The 21,135-nt window shown below is 58.5% G+C and carries 21 protein-coding genes and 1 tRNA gene; 16 read left to right on the top strand and 6 right to left on the bottom strand.

Annotated elements, in window-relative coordinates:
- Positions 1-265 precede the first annotated feature (265 nt).
- From OXR61_RS17495 to ybiX, 8 genes are all read left to right on the top strand, one after another.
- The gene (locus OXR61_RS17495) at positions 266-685 is read left to right on the top strand and encodes a DUF6130 family protein (protein WP_222952032.1); all 420 of its coding nucleotides are present in this window, start codon (positions 266-268) and stop codon (positions 683-685) included.
- 17 nt (positions 686-702) lie between these two features.
- Entirely contained in the window at positions 703-1,698 is a 996-nt protein-coding gene (locus OXR61_RS17490) for an alpha/beta hydrolase (protein WP_241798910.1), read from the top strand.
- A 73-nt stretch (positions 1,699-1,771) separates the two neighbouring features.
- Entirely contained in the window at positions 1,772-2,512 is a 741-nt protein-coding gene (locus OXR61_RS17485; RefSeq protein ID WP_021509836.1) for a response regulator, read from the top strand.
- Entirely contained in the window at positions 2,509-3,819 is a 1,311-nt protein-coding gene (locus OXR61_RS17480) for an ATP-binding protein (RefSeq protein ID WP_021509837.1), read from the top strand. Before OXR61_RS17485 ends, OXR61_RS17480 begins: the two co-directional genes overlap by 4 nt.
- Before the next feature lie 136 nt (positions 3,820-3,955).
- On the top strand, positions 3,956-5,146 hold the full coding sequence (locus tag OXR61_RS17475; protein ID WP_021509838.1) for a cytochrome c biogenesis protein/redoxin: 1,191 nt from the start codon (positions 3,956-3,958) through the stop codon (positions 5,144-5,146).
- Between the two features lie 287 nt (positions 5,147-5,433).
- On the top strand, positions 5,434-5,601 hold the full coding sequence (locus OXR61_RS17470; protein WP_021313248.1) for a hypothetical protein: 168 nt from the start codon (positions 5,434-5,436) through the stop codon (positions 5,599-5,601).
- Positions 5,602-5,949: 348 nt separating this feature from the next.
- A complete protein-coding gene (locus OXR61_RS17465) occupies positions 5,950-8,235 on the top strand; it encodes a catecholate siderophore receptor Fiu (RefSeq protein WP_021509839.1) in 2,286 nt (761 codons plus the stop codon).
- Between the two features lie 51 nt (positions 8,236-8,286).
- On the top strand, positions 8,287-8,964 hold the full coding sequence (gene ybiX, locus OXR61_RS17460) for a PKHD-type hydroxylase YbiX (RefSeq protein WP_021509840.1): 678 nt from the start codon (positions 8,287-8,289) through the stop codon (positions 8,962-8,964).
- A gap of 57 nt (positions 8,965-9,021) precedes the next feature.
- On the opposite strand, the gene OXR61_RS17455 is transcribed toward ybiX, so the two are convergent.
- From OXR61_RS17455 to OXR61_RS17445, 3 genes are all read right to left on the bottom strand, one after another.
- Positions 9,022-9,097 (bottom strand) — tRNA-Asn (locus tag OXR61_RS17455).
- Positions 9,098-9,200: 103 nt separating this feature from the next.
- Complete coding sequence (mtfA, locus tag OXR61_RS17450) at positions 9,201-9,977, bottom strand: DgsA anti-repressor MtfA (protein WP_021509841.1); 777 nt, start codon at positions 9,975-9,977, stop codon at positions 9,201-9,203.
- Positions 9,978-10,215: 238 nt separating this feature from the next.
- Complete coding sequence (locus OXR61_RS17445) at positions 10,216-10,896, bottom strand: hypothetical protein (protein WP_021509842.1); 681 nt, start codon at positions 10,894-10,896, stop codon at positions 10,216-10,218.
- Positions 10,897-11,475: 579 nt separating this feature from the next.
- Between OXR61_RS17445 and OXR61_RS17440 the strand changes: the two genes are divergently transcribed.
- Together OXR61_RS17440 and OXR61_RS17435 are read left to right on the top strand one after the other, a co-directional pair.
- Positions 11,476-12,180, top strand: a complete 705-nt coding sequence (locus tag OXR61_RS17440) for a phosphohydrolase (protein ID WP_021509843.1) — start codon at positions 11,476-11,478, stop codon at positions 12,178-12,180.
- 70 nt (positions 12,181-12,250) lie between these two features.
- Positions 12,251-12,496: a hypothetical protein gene (locus OXR61_RS17435; RefSeq protein WP_021509844.1), complete on the top strand. Its 246-nt coding sequence runs from the start codon at positions 12,251-12,253 to the stop codon at positions 12,494-12,496.
- Positions 12,497-12,536: 40 nt separating this feature from the next.
- Here the strand turns inward: OXR61_RS17435 and OXR61_RS17430 are convergent, their stop codons facing one another.
- Together OXR61_RS17430 and dcm are read right to left on the bottom strand one after the other, a co-directional pair.
- Entirely contained in the window at positions 12,537-14,132 is a 1,596-nt protein-coding gene (locus OXR61_RS17430) for a methyl-accepting chemotaxis protein (RefSeq protein WP_021509845.1), read from the bottom strand.
- A 150-nt stretch (positions 14,133-14,282) separates the two neighbouring features.
- The gene (dcm, locus tag OXR61_RS17425; protein WP_021509846.1) at positions 14,283-15,680 is read right to left on the bottom strand and encodes a DNA (cytosine-5-)-methyltransferase; all 1,398 of its coding nucleotides are present in this window, start codon (positions 15,678-15,680) and stop codon (positions 14,283-14,285) included.
- A gap of 155 nt (positions 15,681-15,835) precedes the next feature.
- Between dcm and vsr the strand changes: the two genes are divergently transcribed.
- From vsr to dgcQ, 6 genes are all read left to right on the top strand, one after another.
- Entirely contained in the window at positions 15,836-16,312 is a 477-nt protein-coding gene (vsr, locus tag OXR61_RS17420; RefSeq protein ID WP_021509847.1) for a DNA mismatch endonuclease Vsr, read from the top strand.
- Positions 16,313-16,382: 70 nt separating this feature from the next.
- Positions 16,383-16,658, top strand: coding sequence for a hypothetical protein (locus tag OXR61_RS17415; RefSeq protein WP_021509848.1), 276 nt, complete (start codon positions 16,383-16,385; stop codon positions 16,656-16,658).
- An 11-nt stretch (positions 16,659-16,669) separates the two neighbouring features.
- On the top strand, positions 16,670-17,581 hold the full coding sequence (locus OXR61_RS17410) for a DUF808 domain-containing protein (protein ID WP_021509849.1): 912 nt from the start codon (positions 16,670-16,672) through the stop codon (positions 17,579-17,581).
- Between the two features lie 36 nt (positions 17,582-17,617).
- A complete protein-coding gene (locus tag OXR61_RS17405) occupies positions 17,618-17,752 on the top strand; it encodes a hypothetical protein (RefSeq protein WP_254919505.1) in 135 nt (44 codons plus the stop codon).
- Positions 17,753-17,933: 181 nt separating this feature from the next.
- Positions 17,934-18,113: a DUF2158 domain-containing protein gene (locus tag OXR61_RS17400; RefSeq protein ID WP_010618657.1), complete on the top strand. Its 180-nt coding sequence runs from the start codon at positions 17,934-17,936 to the stop codon at positions 18,111-18,113.
- A gap of 243 nt (positions 18,114-18,356) precedes the next feature.
- Positions 18,357-19,895, top strand: coding sequence for a cellulose biosynthesis regulator diguanylate cyclase DgcQ (dgcQ, locus tag OXR61_RS17395; protein WP_346733072.1), 1,539 nt, complete (start codon positions 18,357-18,359; stop codon positions 19,893-19,895).
- Here dgcQ and OXR61_RS17390 read toward each other — a convergent pair.
- The gene (locus OXR61_RS17390; RefSeq protein ID WP_021509852.1) at positions 19,892-21,112 is read right to left on the bottom strand and encodes a glycosyl transferase; all 1,221 of its coding nucleotides are present in this window, start codon (positions 21,110-21,112) and stop codon (positions 19,892-19,894) included. The two genes, dgcQ and OXR61_RS17390, sit on opposite strands and share 4 nt — an antisense overlap.
- Between the last annotated feature and the right edge of the window lie 23 nt (positions 21,113-21,135).

The following is a 21,135-nucleotide window of genomic DNA, read 5'->3' as shown; positions in this document are numbered from 1 at the left end:
GACGAATTATTTCAACGACGAAGGGCCGCTTATCTCATTAATTTTCCCGCCCCCGGGCCTGTGAAAATCCTGCTTTGATTTTCACCCGGGCGGGGTAAACACCGATTTGTATCACACTGTATCTCCCGCCACACAGCACACACGCCGTTGCATAACCCACCAATCTGTACATATCCGCTATACATCGCCGTGGTCTTCTGTACGCATCAACCGAATGCATGGAGATACCACGATGTTAACCCGACTGTTTATTTCAACGTTACTGATGGGCGCCTCTGCGACCTGCGCCTGGGCGGAGCGACTGAGCGCTGCTGATGTGCTCGGCCCGGCGGCCGTGGCGCCACTGGATCATCCTCAGCCGCCTGCGCGATTAATTGTGGATGCGCCGCTGGCCGGACCGCTGCGCAAGGGCGCGGTGTTTATCCAGTACCGGGCAGAAAACCTGCGCATCGAGCCAGTGTTTGGCCAGGAAGCGCTGAAAATCACGCCGCGCATCGGCCACATTCACGTCATCGTCGATGACAACCCGTGGCACTGGGCGGACACCAGCGGTGAGCCAGTGATTCTGGTCGGTCTGCCTGTCGGGCCGCACAAGGTCACCCTTATTCTTGCCGATCCTACGCATAAACCGATCGACAGCAAAACCATCACCTTTAACGTGCCCGTACAGATTGCACCGCACTGATGACCCGGAGATAAATTATGAAAACACTGTTACGTCAGACTCTGTTGGCAACGCTGATTCTCACGGCGGCAGGCACCGCGTTTGCCGCCCCCCCGGCCTCACACGATTACGCCGCTGACTTCAGCCACGTGCAGCAGATCAACGCGGGCGTGCTGAACACAGGCTATGTGGACATCGGTCCGCGTGATGGTCAGGCGGTGATCCTGCTGCACGGCTGGCCGTACGATATCCAGAGCTATGCTCAGGTGGCACCGGCGCTGGCGGCAAAAGGGTATCGGGTGATCGTGCCGTATCTGCGCGGCTTCGGCAGCACGCGCTTCCTGTCGGATAAAACGCCGCGTAACGGCCAGCCTTCGGCAATGGCAGCGGACGTCGTGGCGCTGATGGATGCGCTCAATATCAAACAGGCCGTGCTGGGCGGCTTTGACTGGGGCGCACGCACGGCGGACATCGTCGCAGCGCTATGGCCAGAACGGGTAAAATCGCTGGTGTCGGTCAGCGGCTATCTGATCAGTAGCCAGCAGTTGGGTAAAAAACCGCTGCCGCCACAGGCCGAACAGCAGTGGTGGTATCAGTTCTATTTCGCCACTGAGCGCGGTCAGCAGGGGTATGCCGCCCATACACACGACTTTGCGAAACTGATCTGGCAGCAGGCATCGCCCGGCTGGAAATTCAGCGATGCCACCTTTAACCAGAGCGCCAAAGCGCTGGATAATCCGGATCAGGTGGCGATCACTATCAGCAACTACCGCTGGCGCCTGGGCCTGGAAAAAGGCGAGCAAAAATATGCCGCTTATGAGAAAACATTAGCCACATTACCGGCAATTCGCGTCCCCACCATCACCATCGAAGGGGATAATAACGGGGCGCCGCACCCGGCACCGGAGACGTACCGTACCAGGTTCAGCGCCAGGTACCAGCATCGCACCTTCACGGGCAATATCGGACACAATCCGCCAGCGGAAGCACCGCAGGCGTTTGTGCAAGCCGTTGAGGATGCGGCCGCACTGTAGCGGAGTAATTCACGACCCGGACCGGCCATCGCGTGCCGGTCTTTTTTGCATAAGTGGCTGACAGGAGGCTGTTTTGGAGCATGTTGATCACATTCTGGTGGTGGATGATGACCGGGATATCCGCGAACTGATAACCGACTATCTGATTAAGTCCGGTTACCGCGCCACCGGTGCGGCCAATGGCCGCGAAATGCGCGCTGTGCTGAGCAGCAGCCTGGTGGATCTGGTGGTGCTGGATATCATGATGCCGGGTGACGATGGCCTGACGCTGTGCCGTCAGCTGCGCAGCGATCCCCGGCAGAACCTGCCGGTACTGATGCTTACTGCCCGCAGCGAAGAGACCGATCGCATTCTCGGGCTGGAGATGGGGGCGGATGATTACCTGATCAAACCCTTTGTGGCACGTGAGCTGCTGGCGCGCATCAAAGCGATCCTGCGCCGTACCCGGGCGCTGCCGCCGAATTTACATATTACCGGGGCCGGCCGCATCATTGCCTTTGGCGAGTGGCAGCTGGATACCTCCGCGCGCCATCTGCTGGACAGCGACGGCGTGATTGTGGCGCTGAGTGGCGCAGAGTACCGCCTGCTGCGCGTGTTTCTCGACCATCCGCAGCGCGTGCTGAATCGCGATCAGCTGCTCAACCTGACGCAGGGCCGCGACGCGGAGCTGTTTGAGCGCTCGATCGATCTGCTGGTTAGCCGGCTGCGCCAGCGGTTACGCGAAGATGCCCGTGAACCGGCCTACATCAAAACGGTACGCAGCGAAGGTTACGTACTGGCGAGCACGGTGGTGATCAAAGAGGCGCATCAATGAGGCTATGGCCGCGATCGCTGCTGTCACGCCTGCTGATTATCGTGTTGGGCGGGCTGCTGCTGGCAAATACTCTCACGCTGGCAAGCCTGCTGATTGAACGCATGAGCAGCGCTAAAAGCGTGATGCTGGGCAACCTGGAGTACGATGTGGCGACCAGCGTGGCAATCCTCGATCGTCTTCCGGCGGACGAGCGTCCGGGCTGGCTGGCGAAGCTGGCGCGCGGCAACTATCGCTACAGTCTGTCGCCGGGCGAAGCGGGGCCGTATCCCTCCAGCTGGCGCACGCGCGACGCGGTACGCTCACTGCAGGAGACACTTGGCGGGCGCTATCAGATGAGCATTCATGCGATTCCGGGGCCGCGGGAGCATATTCAGGTGCATCTGACGTTGCATGACGGCGCGCCGCTCACGCTCGATCTCTGGCCGCGCATGCCGGCGATTGCGCGCTGGCTGCCGCTGGTGCTGATGGGGCAGCTCCTGCTGCTGCTGTGTTGCGCATGGCTGGCGGTGCGGCAGGTGGTGCGACCGTTTGTGCACTTTACCCAGGCGGTTGATGCGCTCAAACCGGCCGCCAGCCACGCACAGCTGATGGCAGAGAACGGCCCGGATGAAGTGCAGCAGGCGGCGCGTGCGTTTAACGCGATGCAGCTGCGGATTCAGGATCACCTCAAAGCGCGTGCGCAAATCCTCGCGGCCATTTCCCACGATCTGCAAACCCCGATCACGCGCATGAAGCTGCGTGTGGAGATGGCGGAGCAGCCTGAACTGCGCGACAAACTGCTGAGCGATCTCGATAACATGAGCCGTCTGGTGCGCGAGGGCATCGCCTATGCCCGCTCATCGGAAGTGCTGGAGGAGAAGCGCCAGAGCGTCAGCCTTAACGCGCTGCTGGATAGCGTCGTCTGTGACTATCAGGATGTCGGTAAAGCGGTGAACTTTGTGCCGTGCACAGGTCATGACACCTTCGCCGTGCGGCCGCAGGCACTTCGGCGCATCATGACCAACCTGATCGACAATGCGCTCAAGTTTGGCGGCGAAGCGGAGGTTGAACTCTGTTCACCCCAGGGTGACAGCGTAGAGATTCGGGTGCGTGATAACGGGCCCGGCATTCCGGAGGAAGCGTTACAGGCGGTGCTGGAGCCCTTCTACCGCGTGGAGAGTTCACGCAATCGCCACACCGGCGGGACCGGGCTCGGCCTGGCGATCGCCACCCAGCTGGTGAGCCAGATGGCGGGCAGCCTGCAGTTGCGTAACCGGGCAGCTGGCGGGCTGGAAGCGTGCATCATCCTGCAGCAGCAGGATGTGTAACCTGATGTATCTGCCTGTCCGCTACATACATAACACGACAAAACGGCGTTTCCCCGACACAGCCTGAACACATGCGGTGGATGTAATAGACGTACTGCCGGACGCGCAGACGTTTATCCACCGTATGAGGTTCCTTATGACACTGCTTATCGCTTTTCTCGCCGGGATGCTGACGCTGCTCAGCCCCTGTACCTTACCGATTATTCCTTTTGTATTTGCCAGCGTCCGCGGCCGACGCGGACAGCTGCTGGCGCTGCTGAGCGGCATGGTCCTGATGTTCACGCTGGTGGCGCTGCTGGTATCGCTTACCAGCCACTGGGTCAGTCAGGTCACCAGCATTGGTCGCGACCTGGCGCTGTTGTTCCTGGCGATAGCCGCACTGACGTTAATCTCCACGCGCATCGCCCAACGCGTCACCCGGCCGTTTGTCGCGCTGGGTAACCGCCTCAACGATGCCAGCCAGCGACGTAGCGGGGTGCTCGCCGCGCTGCTGGCGGGCCTGGCAACCGGTCTGCTGTGGTCGCCCTGTGCCGGACCGGTGCTGGGCGCGATCCTCAGCCTGGCCGTCGTGGGCGATCATCCCCTGTCGGTTGGCGTATTGCTGCTGGCGTATGGCAGCGGTGCCGCGCTGATGCTGGCGCTGCTCTATTTCGCCGGACGATCGCTGGTGGCGCGACTGCGTCCGGGGCTGGCGATGAGTGCGCGGCTGCGTCAGGCGGCGGGCGTGCTGATGCTCGCCTCGGTGGGCGTGATTGTTACCGGCTCACAGAGCCAGCTGCAGGCAGCGCCCGCTTTTGCCCTGAACCTGGAGCAGCAGCTGAGCCAGTGGCTGACCACGCCGGCACCCAAAGTACGCCTGGAGCCGGTTAGCCAGCCGCAAACCAGCAGCGCGTTGCCGTCGCTGGAGGGGGGCACAGCGTGGCTGAACGGGGCGCCGGTGACGCCTGCCACGTTAAAGGGCAAAGTGGTACTGGTCGATTTCTGGACCTGGGATTGTATTAACTGCCAGCATACGCTGCCATACGTGCGCGACTGGGCCAGTAAGTATCAACGTGACGGGCTGGTTGTCGTGGGTGTGCACACGCCGGAGTACCCGTGGGAGCGCGATGAAAAGGCGCTGAAGCGCGCGATTACGCGCTGGCAGCTGCCCTACACCGTAGTGGCGGATAACCATTACAGCATCTGGAACCGTTTTGGTAATCAGTACTGGCCCGCGCACTACATCTTTGATGCACACGGACAGCTGCGCTACACCGCGTTTGGTGAAGGCAACTATGAAGAGCAGGAGAGGGTGATTCAGCAGTTGCTGAAAGAGGCGCGTGCATGACAGGTCAGGCGGCCCGCCCGGGCCGCCACTGCTTCTCATTTAGGTTGTGGTTCGCGGGGTACGACTTTGGAAGCCGGGGGTGACACAGGGACTATCAGGTAAACAGCGTGCGGCATTGCCAGGACCTCCCAGCCCGTAGGGTCACTCTTCAGGGTGACCGTCATGGCGCAGCCCCCCTTACCACCCCGATATGCAAAATGCAGTAATCCAACGCATAACTTGTCGTTTGGTTCCGCGTTCGGGCTGGGGTTTACTGTCAGCGTTAACCTTTTATGGAGAAGCTGACAATGAAGAAGATCCTGCAGCAGTGGCTGGCGCGTCTGGCAGCCAGCAAAGCCGCTACCCCTGACGGGCGCGAATTCGACCCCGGTGAGCATATCGATCTGCTGATCCCGATCAGCCAGCTGTACGGCGTGGAGTTTCATCCTTCCGTGTATCGCTACTATGAGCGATAACCGCCGCCACCAGCGCATGCGCTATTGCTACTGGAATGAACTGTGCACGCCAGACTAAAAACCCGCTCACGCCGAGCGGGTTTTTTTATGCTGTTTGCCCGCCTGATGAAAAAATTGCCGTAACGTCCCGCCGGTTTGTTCAATTGTATTGATTTCGTAATTTTAACGTAAAGAAAAGTATTCCCAAGCGGCAGTGTGCGTGTAAGAATATAAAGGTAAATGATAACCATTGGCGTTATCATTTAGGTGTTGTCTGGGAAAACCGTGTTGATTCAGTGCCATGCCTGAATGGCAGGCGCGGTTAAGACAATGAGTGCGTTAATAACGATAAGAAACTCACCTTTTAACATGGATAAAAATCGCCAGCTGCCGTTTGGTAGCTTCAATTCGCTGACCCTGTTCACCGGGCTTTGTATTGGTATTTCGCCGGCTGCGGCGCTGGGTGCCGATAACTCCGGCAAAAAATCTGATGATACGCTGGTGGTTGAAGCGCGCACGCCGTCGCTGTATGCGCCAAATGCCTCGGCCGATCCCAAATTTACCCGTCCGCTGGTGGATACCACCCGCACCATGACGGTGATTCCGGATCAGGTTATTAAAGATCAGGGCGTCACCAATCTGACCGACGCGCTGAAAAACGTGCCGGGCGTCGGGGCGTTTTATGCCGGTGAAAACGGCAGCTCAACCACCGGCGATGCGGTGTACATGCGCGGTGTCGATACCTCCAACAGCATTTACGTGGATGGTATTCGCGACATCGCCAGCGTCACGCGTGACACCTTCAACACGCAGCAGGTGGAAGTGATCAAAGGGCCTTCCGGCACCGATTATGGTCGCAGCGCGCCATCCGGCTCGATCAATATGATCAGCAAACAACCGCGGCTGGATACCGGGCTTGACGCGTCAGTCAGCGCCGGCAGCGCGTGGATGCGCCGCGGCACGCTCGATTACAACCAGGCAATCAACGACAATGCGGCGTTTCGCCTTAACCTGATGGGTGAGAAAACCCATGATGCGGCGCGCGACAACATCCAGAACGAGCGATATGGCGTCGCGCCTTCGCTGGCGCTGGGGCTGGACACCGCAACGCGGCTGTACGTCAACTATTTACACGTCCACCAGAACAACACACCGGACGGCGGTATTCCGACCGTTGGCCTGCCAGGCTATTCGGCACCGTCTGCCGCGTATGCTGCGCTGAACAATTCCGGCAAGGTCGCCACCAGCAACTACTACGGCACCGATTCTGATTTCGACAAATCGACTACCGACAGTGCCACGCTGCGCTTTGAACACGATTTGAGCGATAACACCACGCTGCGCAACACCACGCGCTGGTCACGGGTGAAGCAGGAGTATCTGCTGACGGCGGTGATGGGCGGAGCCAGTAACATTACTGCACCCAACCCGAACGATGTTGGCAGCTGGCGCTGGTCGCGCCTGGCAAACACCAAAGATATCAGCAACCGTATTCTTACCAACCAGACCAATATCACCTCGAAATTTGCCACCGGTTCCGTCGGGCATGATGTGAGTGCGGGCGTAGAGTTCACGCGTGAAAACCAGACCACCTATGGCGTTAACGCGCTGACCCCACCTGCGGTGAATATCTACCATCCCATCAGCAGCATTTCGATTGGCGGTCTGGACCGCAACGGTGCGAACGCTAACGGGCAGACTGACACGTTTGGCATCTACGCATTTGATACGCTGGCGATTACCTCTGACTTTGAGCTGAACGGCGGCATTCGTCTCGACAACTATCACACCGAGTACGACAGCGCGACGGCCTGTGGCGGCACCGGACGCGGCGCGCTGGCTTGTCCGGCGGGCGTGGCGCGCAATACGCCGGTGACCACGGTGGACACGGCGAAATCCGGCAATCTGGTGAACTGGAAAGCGGGGGCGCTCTATCGTCTGACCGAACAGGGCAACCTGTATGTGAACTACGCCATCTCCCAGCAGCCGCCGGGTGGCAGCAGCTTCGCGCTGGCGGCGGGTGGCAGCGGCAACAGTGCCAACCGTACCGATTTTAAACCGCAGAAGGCCAAATCCAGCGAAGTGGGCACCAAGTGGCAGGTGCTGGACAAGCGGCTGCTGCTGAACGCCGCGCTGTTCCGCACCGACATCGAAAATGAGGTCGATGCCAACGATGACGGCACTTACTCGCAAACCGGCAAGAAGCGCGTGGAAGGCTATGAACTCTCAGCAACCGGCAACATAACGCCAGACTGGGAAATCATTGCCGGTTACACCATGCAGCACGCGTCGGTGCGTGAAGGTGCCAGCGTGGCGCAGGATGGCTCATCTGCGCTGGCCTATACGCCGAAGCACGCCTTTACGCTGTGGACCAACTATCAGGCCACTGATGCGTTGTCGGTGGGCGCCGGCGCACGTTACGTTGGCAGCCTGCGTCGCGGCAGCGATGGGGCCGTGGGCACGCCGGATCACACCGAAGGCTACTGGGTAGCTGACGCGAAGCTCGGGTATAAGGTCAACAATAACCTCGACCTGCAGCTCAACGTGTATAACCTGTTTGATACCAACTATGTGGCATCGATCAACAAGAGTGGCTACCGCTATCATCCGGGCGAGCCGCGTACCTTCCTGTTGATGGCTAACGTGCATTTCTGATGGTCAACCGTGGGGCGTTCGCGCTCCACGCTTAATGGCGAGAACTCCGCGATGATGTATCACATTCCTGCCGTGCTTAACGCTGAACAGCTGGCGCACTTTACCGCCCAGCTGCAGCAGGCTGACTGGGTTGACGGACGGGCGACGGTCGGCAGCCAGGGCGCGACCGTAAAAAATAACCAGCAGATTGACACCGGCACGCCACTTTACGATCGGCTGCAGGCTGCAGTGCTTCAGGCACTGAATAGCCATCCGCTATTCTTTGCCGCCGCGCTGCCGCGCACGCTTTCTGCGCCGCTGTTTAACCGTTATCAGCAGGGGGAAACCTACGGTTTTCACGTGGATGGTGCGGTACGCCACAATGGCACGGCCGGCTGGATGCGTACCGATCTCTCCGCCACGCTGTTTCTGTGTGAACCCGACAGTTACGAGGGCGGCGAACTGGTGATCGAGGATACTTACGGTCAGCACCGCGTAAAACTGCCGGCGGGCGACCTGGTGCTTTATCCCTCCAGCAGCCTGCACTGCGTCACGCCGGTCACGCGCGGCGCGCGGGTCGCCTCGTTTTTATGGATTCAGTCGATGGTGCGCGATGATAAGCAACGCGCGATGCTGTTTGAACTGGACCGCAACATTCAAAGCCTGAAAGCGCGCCACGGTGACAGCGAGGAACTGCTGTCGCTGCTGAATATGTACCACAACCTGCTGCGCGGCTGGACGGAGGTTTAGTCGTCACGCAATAACAAAAAGCCCGCTCAGGTTTCCCTGAGCGGGCTTCTTTAAATCTGGCTCCTCTGACTGGACTCGAACCAGTGACATACGGATTAACAGTCCGCCGTTCTACCGACTGAACTACAGAGGAATCGTTGGAACGAGGCGAATATTAATGGCAGCCCCTGTGGGTGTCAACCGCTAAAAACACATTTGTATTCAACTGGCTAGCAAAGCGGCAAAGCGATCGTGATTTAAGCAGATTCCGGTGCCTGCTGCGCCAGACGCGCCAGCGGATCCTGATGGTAAAATTGCTGCAGGTGGCGATACATAGCCGGAAAACGGCTGGCGAGCAGGTCGGGGGCGCTGAAAAAGTACTCTGACAGCACGGCAAAACATTCCGCCGGATCGCTGGCGGCATAAGGATCGAGGGTCGCGGCCTGTTCACCCACCAGATCCACTTCCGCTTCAATCTCGGCCATCGCCTGCAGTAAATCTTTCTCCCAGCTGGCCACATCGCGCAGCGCGATGGCCGGGATGCCGCTGGTGTAACCGCTGCCGCGCGCGTCGAGCTTGTGCGCTACTTCGTGGATCACCAGGTTGTAACCAGAGAGATCGTACGAGTCCTGGATGTCCAGCGCGTTCAGCACCACCGGTCCCTGCGTCCAGCTCTGGCCGGCATGCACGGCCGGCGCGTGGTGCACCAGGCCGCTGTCGTCCTCCCAGCGATCGTCAACGCTGAACGGCTCCGGGTAGATCAGCACTTCGTGGAAGCCGTCGAGCCATTCCAGACCCAGCTTCAATACCGGCAGGCAAAACAGCAACGACAGGCGAGTCAGGCGCAGCTCGCTGAGTTCCAGACCCTGCAGCGGGGTGATTTTTTTCTGCAGCAGGAAGCGTTGCGCCAGCGCCACCAGCGCCTGCTGCTCGTCGCTGTTCAGCAGAGAAAAGATCGGCTGCCCCAGCGCCTGTTGCCAGGGCAGGGCAGTCACGGCAGCATCTTTTTGTGCACGCCACGGCCATTTGATCATTGCGTCACTCACTCTGCAGGGCGGAAATCATATCCTGACGCGGCAGACGATAAATTGCCAGCGTGGAATCAAAGCCGCTTATTCAACCTGTTAGCGGCGGATTTGTCTGTGACAGGGATTGCAAACTGGCAAGGTGGGAAAGGGGGCGTGCTGTGCCGCCGGTGAGAAGGCAAGGGCTGGTGACTCACTGAATCGCGCAAAAGATGACGCCCTCTTCTGTGCGGAAGAGGGCAAACGCTTAGCCTTCACGCTCCACACGCTGGAATTCGATGACCCAGACCCAGGGATTCACCTCCCAGCTGGTGGCGCCGTACTGCTTCTGCCACGCCTTGCGGTAAGCTTCTTTCGGCGATTCGGAATTCATGTTCATCGTGAAGAAATTATTGAGGAAGTGCGAATCGGTCTGCACGCCTTCCGCCATGATGTCGTCTTCGCTGATGTCCTGAATTTTCTCCGCGCGTACCGCCGTGATTTCCAGATCGATGCGGCTGGCCCAGCGCGGCATATGGATGGCGGTCTGCCAGCCAAACTGCTCGGCGACCTGCTGATTTTCTTCCTGTTGTCCAAGTTCATGGCTGTCGGCGCGATACTGGCAAAATGCCGGATTGCGGAACGGCAGCGGATCGCGCTCGTATTCCGCCAGCTGCGCCTCAGGCACAATCGGACCCCGCCAGGTTTCACGCACCCACAGGCGATCGCCGACCTGGCCAAACGGGCACTGGGCGCCAATGTCCGCCATCGACATCAGCTTATAGCCATGCAGATGATTAGCGCTGACATCAAACGCGTGCACGCCTTCATGATGATCCTGGCCCGGGCCAAACGCCTGAGTTTTCATAATGCGCCGGGTCTGAGTTTGCTGGCCAACCAGCAGGGCGCGCACCCGCTGTTCGGAAAAAAGAATCGGCCGTTCTTTCATTATGTACCTCATGTTGTATCACGTACCCGGAGAACTTCGACGAAACATCCGTATCCTCGGATGAGAGCATTAGCATAATGGGTTTGAATCAATTTGCTTAATAATTTGTCGCCTTATTATCGGGCAATAACTGTCGCTTCCGGTATTAAAAATGGCTCATAAGCAAATAGTGTGCTGACGAAGGCTTCGGGTACAGGTGAGAGCCGTAAATTTCCCCTATACAGTACGTTATAACGGTCGCAATGGGAATCTTTTCAGATTATGTCGCTATGCAAAGGGGCGTTTTAATGCTGGGGTTGCGACAGGCTAAACTGGACCTTTGGCGATGCTGAAAATTCACCCAGCGGGAAATGCATCACTGAAATTAAACAGAGTGGCTTAACTAAAACAGGTTAAGGAAATACTGAAAACCGCATCGCGACTGGGCAAGCGGCTTTAACAGCGCTATAACATGATCGGGATCGCATTTTTTTGCGCTGGACATCCGGGAAGGGTGTAAAGAAAGTGTCATCACCGGGCCGCTATGATGGGCGCAAGCCGTACCCGGTGCGAAATAATAGCAATAACAGGAGAAGCACGATGTCACTGACCCATTGGCAACACCGTTACGAAAGCTGGCTGCAGCTGAACTGGCTGCACGATGATAAAGCCCATGATATCGCGCACCTGCGCCGCGTCTGGATGAGCGCGGCCCGCATTATGCAAAACACCAATGCCGATCCGCTGGTGGTGCTGACCGCCTGCTATTTTCACGATGTGGTGAACCTGCCGAAAAACCATCCGGAACGCCATCTGGCTTCGACTTACGCGGCGGAAGAGACGCGCCGCATTCTGCAACAGGATTTTCCGGACTTCCCCTCAGCGCTGCTGGACAGCGTGGCGCATGCGGTGCAGGCCCACAGTTTCAGCGCCCGCATCACGCCAAAAACGTTAGAAGCGAAGATCGTTCAGGACGCCGATCGTCTCGAATCATTAGGCGCGATTGGCCTTGCGCGCGTTTTCTATACCGCAGGTGCGCTGGGACGTCCGTTGTTCGACAGCGACGATCCGCTGGGTAAGGATCGTGAACTGGATGACGTCAAGTGGACGCTGGATCATTTCCAGAAGAAACTGCTGAGCCTGCCGCATACCATGCAGACGGAAACCGGCCGTCTGCTGGCGGAACACAACGCCGATTTTCTCGTCCGCTATATGGCGAAGCTGTGCGCCGAACTGCAGGGCAATCTGACCGATATTGATGAGTCCGTGTTACGCGATTTCAGTCCCATACCGGCACAATATTAAATTTTTATGACAGTCTGTTAACTTTCATCTGCTTCCGCTACGTTGTTGTAAATCAAGAGGGAGTGTGAAGATGACCGAGACCGTTAACTTAACCATTAAAATTGACCCGGCGCTGAAAGAGCACATTAAACAGTTAGCCGCTGATAACCAAATCTCCATGAGTCAGGAGATCGTTAACCGCCTGCAGGCCAGTTTAGATGCCGTTGAGCCACCGGCCGTCGACAGCCTGCATACCGAAGAGGCGGGCGATCAACTGAGCGCCGCCGAGCTGAAGCAGGTGCGTGCACTGCTGAAGAAAAGTAAGAAAAAGAAATAATACGAAAACCCGTCGCTGACGGGTTTTTTCTTTCTGCGCCTTAGCTAACGCGGAACTGCTGCGCGCGCTGCGTCAGTCGCGCTGAAAGTTCACTCAGCTGCGCCGCTGCCTGCACCTGCTGATCAGTCAGGGCTTCGTTTTGCTGGAGCTGAAGACTCATTTCCACCACTTCCCGGGCAATTTTGCTCACGCGATGGCTCTGCGCCGTACTGTTATCCTGTAGCTCATTCAGCTGGCTGACCACGCCCGATACCGCCTGGCCAATCCGCGCAAACAGCACTTCCAGCGCCTGCACCTTCGCAAAGCCATCCTGCACGTGCTGCTGCGTGTGCTGGATTAAACCGTCGATCTGCCGCGTGGATGCGCCGCTCTGCTGCGACAGCAATCCCATCTCTTTGGCGACGACCGAAAAACTGCGCCCGTAAGCGCCAGCATGCGCAGACTCTATCGCCGCATTAAGCGACAGCAGACGCGTCTGCATCGACAGGCTATCCAGCATGCCGACGATGCCAGCGATATCGCCGGCGGCCGCGACGATCTGCTGCATCTGGTGCTCCATATTGTCGACTTCATGGGCGCAGTGACGCATCAGCGCATCCGCGGACTGCGCGTCGTGCGTCGCCTGTTGCGAGAAGTGTGCACCTTTTTCCACCTCTTCTGACACGCGATGCAGCCGCTGCGACAGATGATGGAAGCTGGCATTTTGCGCCTGATGCTGCTGCATCACCTGCTGATTATGCTGCTGCATCTCGTCAGCGCCGGCCGCCACACGGGTTGCTACCGTCGTAATGTCGCTGACGATCTGCTGCAAACCCTGACGCATGGTACCGATGGACTGGAGCAGCTGGCGCGTTTCCAGCGACTGACGGCGCGTCGGTGCCGGGCTGGCGACCAGATCGCCCGTCGCGATTTGTGCCAGCTGGGCGTTGGCGTGACGCAGCGGCAGCAACACGCCGCGCATCAGCAGCGCGGCGGCCAGCAGCAGCAGCGCCATTAATAACGCGGCAATCGCCAGCGCCAGATTGCGGCTCTGCTTGAGCGTGCTGAGCGAATGCTGGTTGACGCTGCCGAGCTGCTGATTGGCCTGTTCAATTTCGCTAAACCAGGCATCGTTGAACTGCTGCTGGAAAGCCTGCATCGGCACCATAAAAAATGCGTTGATATCATTAGCTGCCAGCCCTTTCAGCTGCTCCTGCAGCCCGCCAGCCAGCAGCACGAAGCCCTGTGCCAGCGGGCTATCGCTTTTCGCCTGATAGGCAGCAAACAGCTGCTGCGCCTGCTGCAATGAGGTAGTGGCTGCCGCCGCCAGGCTTTTCCAGCTGTCGACCGAACCGCTTTGCTGGTCCTGCATCAGATAAATGCCGGCACGATGGCTGTTGTCGCTGGCGGTGAGTAACTCAATACGTGCTTTATCCAGCAGGGCCAGCCGTTCGCGCAGCTGGCTGGCCTGCTGCAATGAGTGTTGCGTCTGATTCACGTGCTGGTTGAGCAACAGCACCCCGGCAAACTGCAGCAGACAAAACAGCACAATAAACAGCATGAACTGGCTGCGCAGGCTGGAGAGCCAGACGGGCAGACGCAGGGTAAAACGAGGTCGCAGCCGCAGCGGCAGGGAGATTACAGACAGGAGAGACATCAAACAGCTCCGCAAAAAATAAAACGCAGTATTGGTTTGATGCGTGACAGTCCGGTGACAGTGCGCGCGATGTGCGGCAAAACAGCACATCGCGCGTTACTAAAGCAAATTGCGGGGCGGAAAACCGGGGCGTGAAGCGCGGCTGCGTTTTCAGCGGCGCTGACGCGCGTGCTGCTCAATCAGCGGCAGCAGCAGTTTCGCTACGGCGGCGAACACCGGTACCACCACCGAGTTACCAAACTGTTTGTAGGCTTGTGTGTCGGAGACCGGAATGCGGAAGCGCGCTTCGCCCGGCGCTTCAAAGCCCATCAGGCGGGCACATTCACGCGGCGTCAGGCGGCGCGGGCGGCGCGCCATGTTCGCGGCCTGCTGAAAATCCTGTTCGCCCAGCGCGTGATCCCAGCCGCGATCGATCAGGATTTCCGACCCGTCTTTATAGTAGCGCGCTGACAGCGTGCGCACGCAGCAGTGCGGATTGCGCGGATCGTTGAGGCCAAAGCCAAAACCGTTGCCTTTGGCTTTATGCTTCTTCGCATACTGGTAGAGATAGTGCCACAGCGTGGGCGACAGGGTATATTTTGCCGCCGGCTGCGGCTCCAGCAGGCTGTGCAGCGGCGGAACTTCAGGCGGATAGAGTGCCGCCAGCGCGCGCAGCGAAAAACCTTCGCTCAGGCCGGTATCGCGCCGGATCCCTACCAGCACGATGCGCTCGCGGTGCTGTGGCAGGAAGTGACGCGCATCGACCACTTTGGCATCCGGCGATAAGTCGTCAGCCGCGTCAGCGACGTCGTAACCCAGCTCATCCAGCGTGGCCATAATAATGGCAAAGGTGCGGCCTTTATCATGGCTCTTGAGGTTCTTCACATTCTCCAGCACGAAAAACGGCGGTTTTTTGGCGGCGAGGATGCGCGCCACATCAAAAAACAGCGTGCCCTGGGCTTCACATTCAAAACCGTGCGCGCGACCCAGCGCATTCTTCTTACTGACGCCGGCCAGCGAAAAGGGCTGACAGGGAAAGCCGGCCAGCAGCACCTGATGGTCGGGAATCGTCTTATCGATATGCTGATAAATCGCCTGCTCATCCGGCAAACCGGCCGGCTGGGTAATCAGCCGGATATCACTGTTGAACTGATGCCGGGCGGGATCGCTGTAGTGATTAGCTTTATAGGTGCGCACCGCTTCTTTATTCCACTCGCTGGTGAATACGCACTGGCCACCAATCTGCTCAAAGCCGCGGCGAATACCCCCGATGCCGGCAAACAGATCGATAAACTGAAAGCGGGGATTGTCATAATGCGCCGGTCGCGACGGCAGCAGTGCCTGCAAACGGGCAACCTCCGCCGCGGACAGCGCGGGCGCGGCACTTTTTCCCGCGCGAATACGGTTAAGCTGCGTGATACTCCAGTCGCGGCCGCCGGCCTCGCTCAGGATGACCACCAGATCGCGGGCCGCGTAGATATCCAGTACCTGCAGCAGTAACGCGGTGGCGTCAGCATCAGCGGAGTGCGGGGAGGGCGAAGCCGTCGCGGCGGGATCGAGTGCAAGCATGCGTTTTTCCTTAACAGTGAAGCGGCTATGCTACCACTCCTGGCGCGGCGTGGAAATTACGATGGCTGCGCAGCGTCTCGCAATCTGCTCCGCACAAACTTTCGCTTTCGCCTCAACGCGCTAAAGTTGAAGAAGCCCGCAAAAAAGGAGACGCCATGGCAGACGTCCACTCGCATGATATTCGCAGCAAAAATATGCGCGCCATTCGCAATCAGGATACGGCGATTGAGCAGCGTATTGCGCTGCTGCTGAAAGATCGCGGCTTTAGCTTTCGTGTACAGGATAAAGCGCTGCCGGGCCGGCCGGATTTTGTGCTGCCGCAGCACAAAGCCATTATCTTTGTGCACGGCTGTTTCTGGCATCGTCACCAATGTTATCTGTTCAAAATGCCGGCCACGCGTACCGAATTCTGGAGCGGCAAAATCAACAGTAACGTGGAGCGTGACCGGCGCTATGTGCAGCAGCTGCAGGAGAGCGGCTGGAAGGTGCTGATCGTCTGGGAATGCGCGCTGCGCGGCAAACTGCGGCTGGAAGATGAAGCGCTGGTGGAGCGGCTGGAAGAGTGGCTGCTGGCCGCCACGCACAGCAGCGAGATCGATCATCAGGGATTGCATCACTATCGGGCGGATTAAGGCAGGGTGATTGCTTTTACCTGCCATAACAGTTTAGATCAGCGTTTTCTCTGGGACGCGGAACACCACCATGAGCAGCATCAAACTGACGGTCAGACGCCTGTATCAACTGCGCGATGAGCGCATGGTCAATGCCCATGCCACGGCGCGCATTTACCTGGACGATACGCTGGTGGCCACCGAGGAGATAAGCGGCATGACAGAAAGTCCGGTGAGCAAGTATCTGCACGCCGACGATCTGCACGGGAAAACGTTACGCGTCGAATGGGACTGTGCGGGCATCGCCGATATGACGGTGACGGCGATTGAGCGGTGCCCCTGTTGTCAGGATCACGAACCGGAATAAGGAATGACATTTTGGCAGGAACCAGCTTACTGACTCTTCTGGATGATATTGCCACGCTGCTCGACGACATTTCCGTCATGGGCAAAGTGGCGGCAAAAAAGACCGCTGGCGTGCTGGGCGATGACCTGTCGCTCAATGCACAGCAGGTGACGGGCGTGAAGGCCAATCGTGAGCTTCCGGTGGTGTGGGGCGTGGCGAAAGGCTCGTTTATCAACAAACTGATCCTGGTGCCGCTGGCGCTGCTGATCTCCGCGTTTGCGCCCTGGCTGATTACGCCGCTGCTGATGATTGGCGGCGCTTATCTGTGCTATGAAGGGGTGGAAAAAGTGCTGCACAGCCTGCACCACGACAAAGCGGAGAAGAGCCCGGAAGCGCGGCAAAAGCGGCTGGATAATCTGGCGCAGCAGGACCCGCGCCAGTTCGAAAAAGATAAGGTGAAAGGCGCAGTGCGCACCGACTTCATTCTGTCGGCTGAAATCGTGGCGATTACCTTGGGCATTGTTTCGGATGCGCCGCTGCTCAATCAGGTGTTGATCCTCGCCGGTATTGCCATTCTGGTGACCATCGGCGTGTACGGTATTGTGGCGATGATCGTTAAGATTGACGATCTCGGCTACTGGCTGCGTGAGAAGTCTTCCACGCTGGCGCAGGCCACCGGCGGCGCGCTGCTGGCGCTGGCACCGTGGCTGATGAAAATCCTGTCGGTGGTTGGCACCGTCGCGATGTTCCTGGTGGGCGGCGGTATTATCGTGCACGGTATCGCGCCGCTGCATCATGCCATTGAAGAGTACAGCAGCGGCTTCCCGGGCGTGGTTTCCATGCTGCTGAGCAACGGCGCGAATCTGGTGCTGGGCTTTATCGTTGGGTCGATTGTGCTGTTAGTGGTAAATCTGGTTGCGAAGCTGCGCGGTAAATCGGTATAAAGCGCAGGAAATTTCTAATCACGGGTCAGGAGAACGATGATGAACGACGATATGTTTGAATTTGATATCGATGCACAGCTGGAGCAGGCGGAAGCCAAAGCGGCAGAAAAAGCCAGTGAAGTGCCGGCGGATATCAGCGACGAAGCCGACTGCGAAGGCTGCAAAATCTGATTTTCCACCCGGGAAAATCGTTCAAAGCCGATAATAACTTTTATCGGCTTTGTTTATTTACGGCATTCTTCACTGCTTATTCCGAATTTGTCACAGTAATAGCAATATCCTATAGGCAAAAAACGCGCACAGCTGCTATACCTTAATCCGTTCATTCAACGGTGAGAAGGGAGGGCGCGGTATGACCTTTGCAATCAGTGACGAAGTTCAGCACAAACAGGGCGGACCCACTATGGTGGTGACCGGCTATGCCAGCGGAATGGTAGAGTGTCGTTGGTATGATGGCTACAGTGTACGCCGCGAAGCGTTCCGCAGTGATGAGCTGACGCATCTGTCGGCCGCGCGCCAGCTGGCCAGCTGAGCCCCTCGGGACGGTCAGCGCGCCGTCCCGATGTCATTGTCACTTTTCACGTTTTTCCTGATCTCTGCCTGTACGCCGTTTTCCCGCCTGACTACACTTCTTCAATTCGTTGTTATCCGGAGCCTGGCTGATGCCAATCTCGCCACTGTCATCACGCCGCATGACGCCTGCGCTGCGCGTGCATCTCTGTTTTCTGGCGGTCTTTCTCTTTTCACTTTTTCTCACCGTCCATGAAGCGCTGGAATTAAAAATAACTATCAGCAGCGGCAGCGCGCCCAGCTGTCCGAGATCCAGCGCAGCCTTGATAGCCGCTTTCAGGAGAGTCTGGACGAGCTTAATTACTATCAGCGGATGCTCAGCTACGCGCTGACGCACCCGCTGGACGCCGATTATGGTCAGCACGCCCTGCAGCGTTTTCAGCAGTTGCGCCATCAGCCGGTGTGGCAGTTGCAGATCGCTAACCTGCGCAGCATGCCGATTAATGGCGTCAGCGACGAATGGCTGCAGCGTGATGCACTGCTGCAGCGCGATGATACTTATCTGCTGCCCGAGCTGCGCGCTGCGCTGGAGTTCAGCTTTATCATGCAGTTCAGCGATGAGGCGCAGGACTTTCATTCACGCTTCTGGTACACCTCGCGCGCGGGCTATTACATCAGCTCACGTCCGCCGCGCGACGCGCAGGAGCTGGCACAAAGTTACGCCACCATGACGCAGCGACCCTATTTTCGCGACCAGCAGCCGGGCCGGGCGCCGCAGACGCGATGGCACTGGACCGAAGCCTATCAGGGGGAGTTCAACGAAGGGTTGATGCTGACGGTGAGCGCACCGGTGATCGCCCATCAGTACTGGTACGGCGTGTTGTCGATGGACTTCACCCAGCAGCGAATAAATGCATTGCTGCACCAGTCGCGTCACAGCGTGCTGCAGGGCAAGCTGGTGCTCGAAGATCGCGCTCTCAACGAGATCACCCGGCTGCCGGCACCGCACGATGTGGCATTGACCCCCGCGCAGCGCGGCCAGCTGATGCAGGCGATTCACCAGCAGCCGGCCGGAACACTGTGGCTGGGCAGTCAGCTGGCCAGCTGGGTTAAGTTAAAAAATGTCGATGCCTGGCTAATCAACGTGCAGAGCCTGCGCCAGGGGCTGGCGCAGGAGCTGGGGCGGGTAGCGCTGTTTCTGTTGGGCATGTGGCTGCTGTTCGTGCTGTTACTGGCGCTGGCGCATCAGGTGATTTTCCGCCTGGTGAGGCGACTGGAAGACCTCTCGGCGCGACTGGCCTGGCGCGCTAATTATGACGGCCTGACGCGCCTGCTTAATCGCAGCGCCTTTTTCGACCAGTTTATCGCGCTGGCGCGGCGCTGCGAACAGCAGCAACAGCCGCTGGCGGTGATCCAGCTCGATATTGATCATTTCAAAAAGGTCAATGATAGCTGGGGCCATCACGCGGGTGATCAGGCGCTGATGCGCGTGGCCGGCGTCATCAAACATACGCTGCGCCCTTACGACGTAGCCGGACGCATCGGCGGCGAAGAGTTTTGTATCGTGCTGCCGCACACCACGCTGGCTGAGGCGCAGGGCGTGGCGGAGCGTATCCGCAGCCGGCTGGCGGCCAAAACCATTCTGGTCAACGCCAGCACCACCTTTAGCGTTACGTTGTCAGCAGGTGTCAGCTGCAGTACTGAGCAGGGCAGTTACCATGCAGAAAGTCTGCAGGCGGTAGCGGACCACCGCCTGTATCTGGCGAAAAGCGGCGGTCGCAATCGGGTGTGCGCGGCCGGTTAGACTTTGCCCTCGTTATCCTCTTCTACCGCCTGGTAGATGCGCTGCAGGATATCGGGGAACGCCGACTGCACGCGGCTCCAGCTGGGGATAAACGGTTTCTCGTTTGGCCGCTCGATGAACGACTGGCCGGCGTCGAGAATCGCCTGAGTGAACATCTCGACCGCCGCTTCTTCAATGTGCTGATCAAACTTCAGTCCGTTCATGGTGGCTTCGTGGTTGTAGATCTCCATCATGTCCAGCGCGTTGCGATAATAGGTGGCCTTCAGCACGCGGAACGAGTCGCTGGTGAGCGGCACGCCCATTGTCGCCAGCTTACGCAGTAGCGACTGCACGATATCGTTACTCATGCGTTTCAGGCCACCGGTGCCGTCCTCTTCTGCCAGCGGCTGATGCTTATGGTCGTAGTTGTCCGCGATTTCCACCTGGCAGGTCTGCCGCGTGGTGTAATTGCGATAAATCTCTGACAGCACGCCAATCTCCAGCCCCCAGTCGCCAGGGATTTTGATGCCGTTCAGCACGTGGGTGCGCATGGCAAACTCGCCGGACAGCGGATAGCGGAAACTGGTGAGATAGTCGAGATACTCCGAATGGCCGTAGACTTTCTGCAGCGAGCGCAGCAGCGGGCCCACCAGCAGACGCCCGACGCGGCCATTAAGCTTACCGTCCGCAACGCGCGCATAGAAACCTTTGCAGAATTCATACTGAAACGCCGGGTTGGCCAGCGGGTAGAGCAGACGTGCCAGCATGCCGCGCTCATAGGTCACGATGTCGCAGTCATGCAGCGCCACGCACTGCGAGCGGTCGGAGGCCAGCGTGTAGCCGGTGCAGAACCACACGTTGCGCCCCTTGCCGGGCTGGCTGGGCGACAGGCCCTCTTTATCCAGCTCGGCGTCCAGCGCTTTCAGCCGCGGGCCATCGTTCCACAAAATGCGGTGGCGCTGCGGCAGGCGCGAAAAAAATTCGCGCGCGAAAAGAAACTGATCGCGATCGGCACGATCGAGGCCAATCACAATCTCCTCCAGATAGGGCACTTTCGCCAGTTCGTTGACGATATTATCCAGCGCCGGGCCTTCCAGCTCGGAAAACAGCGAGGGCAGAATCAGCCCCATTTTGCGCTTGCGCGCAAAGCGCACCATCTCTTTTTCCAGCGACTCCACGTTGCGGTGGGTGAGATTATGAAAGTTGGTAATTACGCCGTTCTGGTAAAAATCACTCATCGTCTCATCCTTCTGGTCAGCTG

It is taken from the genome of Pantoea sp. GM_Pan_4, assembly GCF_026541005.1.
Classification (GTDB): Bacteria; Pseudomonadota; Gammaproteobacteria; order Enterobacterales; family Enterobacteriaceae; genus Pantoea; species Pantoea dispersa.
Note: the sequence above shows the minus strand (reverse complement) of the source record. Positions and strands in the feature narration are given on the sequence as shown.

Bases quoted from the DNA above. Each gene is read 5' to 3' on its own strand.
- OXR61_RS17495 (WP_222952032.1), top strand. From the start codon at position 266: ATGGGCGCCTCTGCGACCTGCGCCTGGGCGGAGCGACTGAGCGCTGCT.
- OXR61_RS17490 (WP_241798910.1), top strand. From the start codon at position 703: ATGAAAACACTGTTACGTCAGACTCTGTTGGCAACGCTGATTCTCACG.
- OXR61_RS17480 (WP_021509837.1), top strand. From the start codon at position 2,509: ATGAGGCTATGGCCGCGATCGCTGCTGTCACGCCTGCTGATTATCGTG.
- OXR61_RS17475 (WP_021509838.1), top strand. From the start codon at position 3,956: ATGACACTGCTTATCGCTTTTCTCGCCGGGATGCTGACGCTGCTCAGC.
- OXR61_RS17470 (WP_021313248.1), top strand. From the start codon at position 5,434: ATGAAGAAGATCCTGCAGCAGTGGCTGGCGCGTCTGGCAGCCAGCAAA.
- OXR61_RS17465 (WP_021509839.1), top strand. From the start codon at position 5,950: ATGGATAAAAATCGCCAGCTGCCGTTTGGTAGCTTCAATTCGCTGACC.
- ybiX (WP_021509840.1), top strand. From the start codon at position 8,287: ATGATGTATCACATTCCTGCCGTGCTTAACGCTGAACAGCTGGCGCAC.
- mtfA (WP_021509841.1), bottom strand. From the start codon at position 9,977: ATGATCAAATGGCCGTGGCGTGCACAAAAAGATGCTGCCGTGACTGCC.
- OXR61_RS17445 (WP_021509842.1), bottom strand. From the start codon at position 10,896: ATGAAAGAACGGCCGATTCTTTTTTCCGAACAGCGGGTGCGCGCCCTG.
- OXR61_RS17440 (WP_021509843.1), top strand. From the start codon at position 11,476: ATGTCACTGACCCATTGGCAACACCGTTACGAAAGCTGGCTGCAGCTG.
- OXR61_RS17435 (WP_021509844.1), top strand. From the start codon at position 12,251: ATGACCGAGACCGTTAACTTAACCATTAAAATTGACCCGGCGCTGAAA.
- OXR61_RS17430 (WP_021509845.1), bottom strand. From the start codon at position 14,132: ATGTCTCTCCTGTCTGTAATCTCCCTGCCGCTGCGGCTGCGACCTCGT.
- dcm (WP_021509846.1), bottom strand. From the start codon at position 15,680: ATGCTTGCACTCGATCCCGCCGCGACGGCTTCGCCCTCCCCGCACTCC.
- vsr (WP_021509847.1), top strand. From the start codon at position 15,836: ATGGCAGACGTCCACTCGCATGATATTCGCAGCAAAAATATGCGCGCC.
- OXR61_RS17415 (WP_021509848.1), top strand. From the start codon at position 16,383: ATGAGCAGCATCAAACTGACGGTCAGACGCCTGTATCAACTGCGCGAT.
- OXR61_RS17405 (WP_254919505.1), top strand. From the start codon at position 17,618: ATGATGAACGACGATATGTTTGAATTTGATATCGATGCACAGCTGGAG.
- OXR61_RS17400 (WP_010618657.1), top strand. From the start codon at position 17,934: ATGACCTTTGCAATCAGTGACGAAGTTCAGCACAAACAGGGCGGACCC.
- OXR61_RS17390 (WP_021509852.1), bottom strand. From the start codon at position 21,112: ATGAGTGATTTTTACCAGAACGGCGTAATTACCAACTTTCATAATCTC.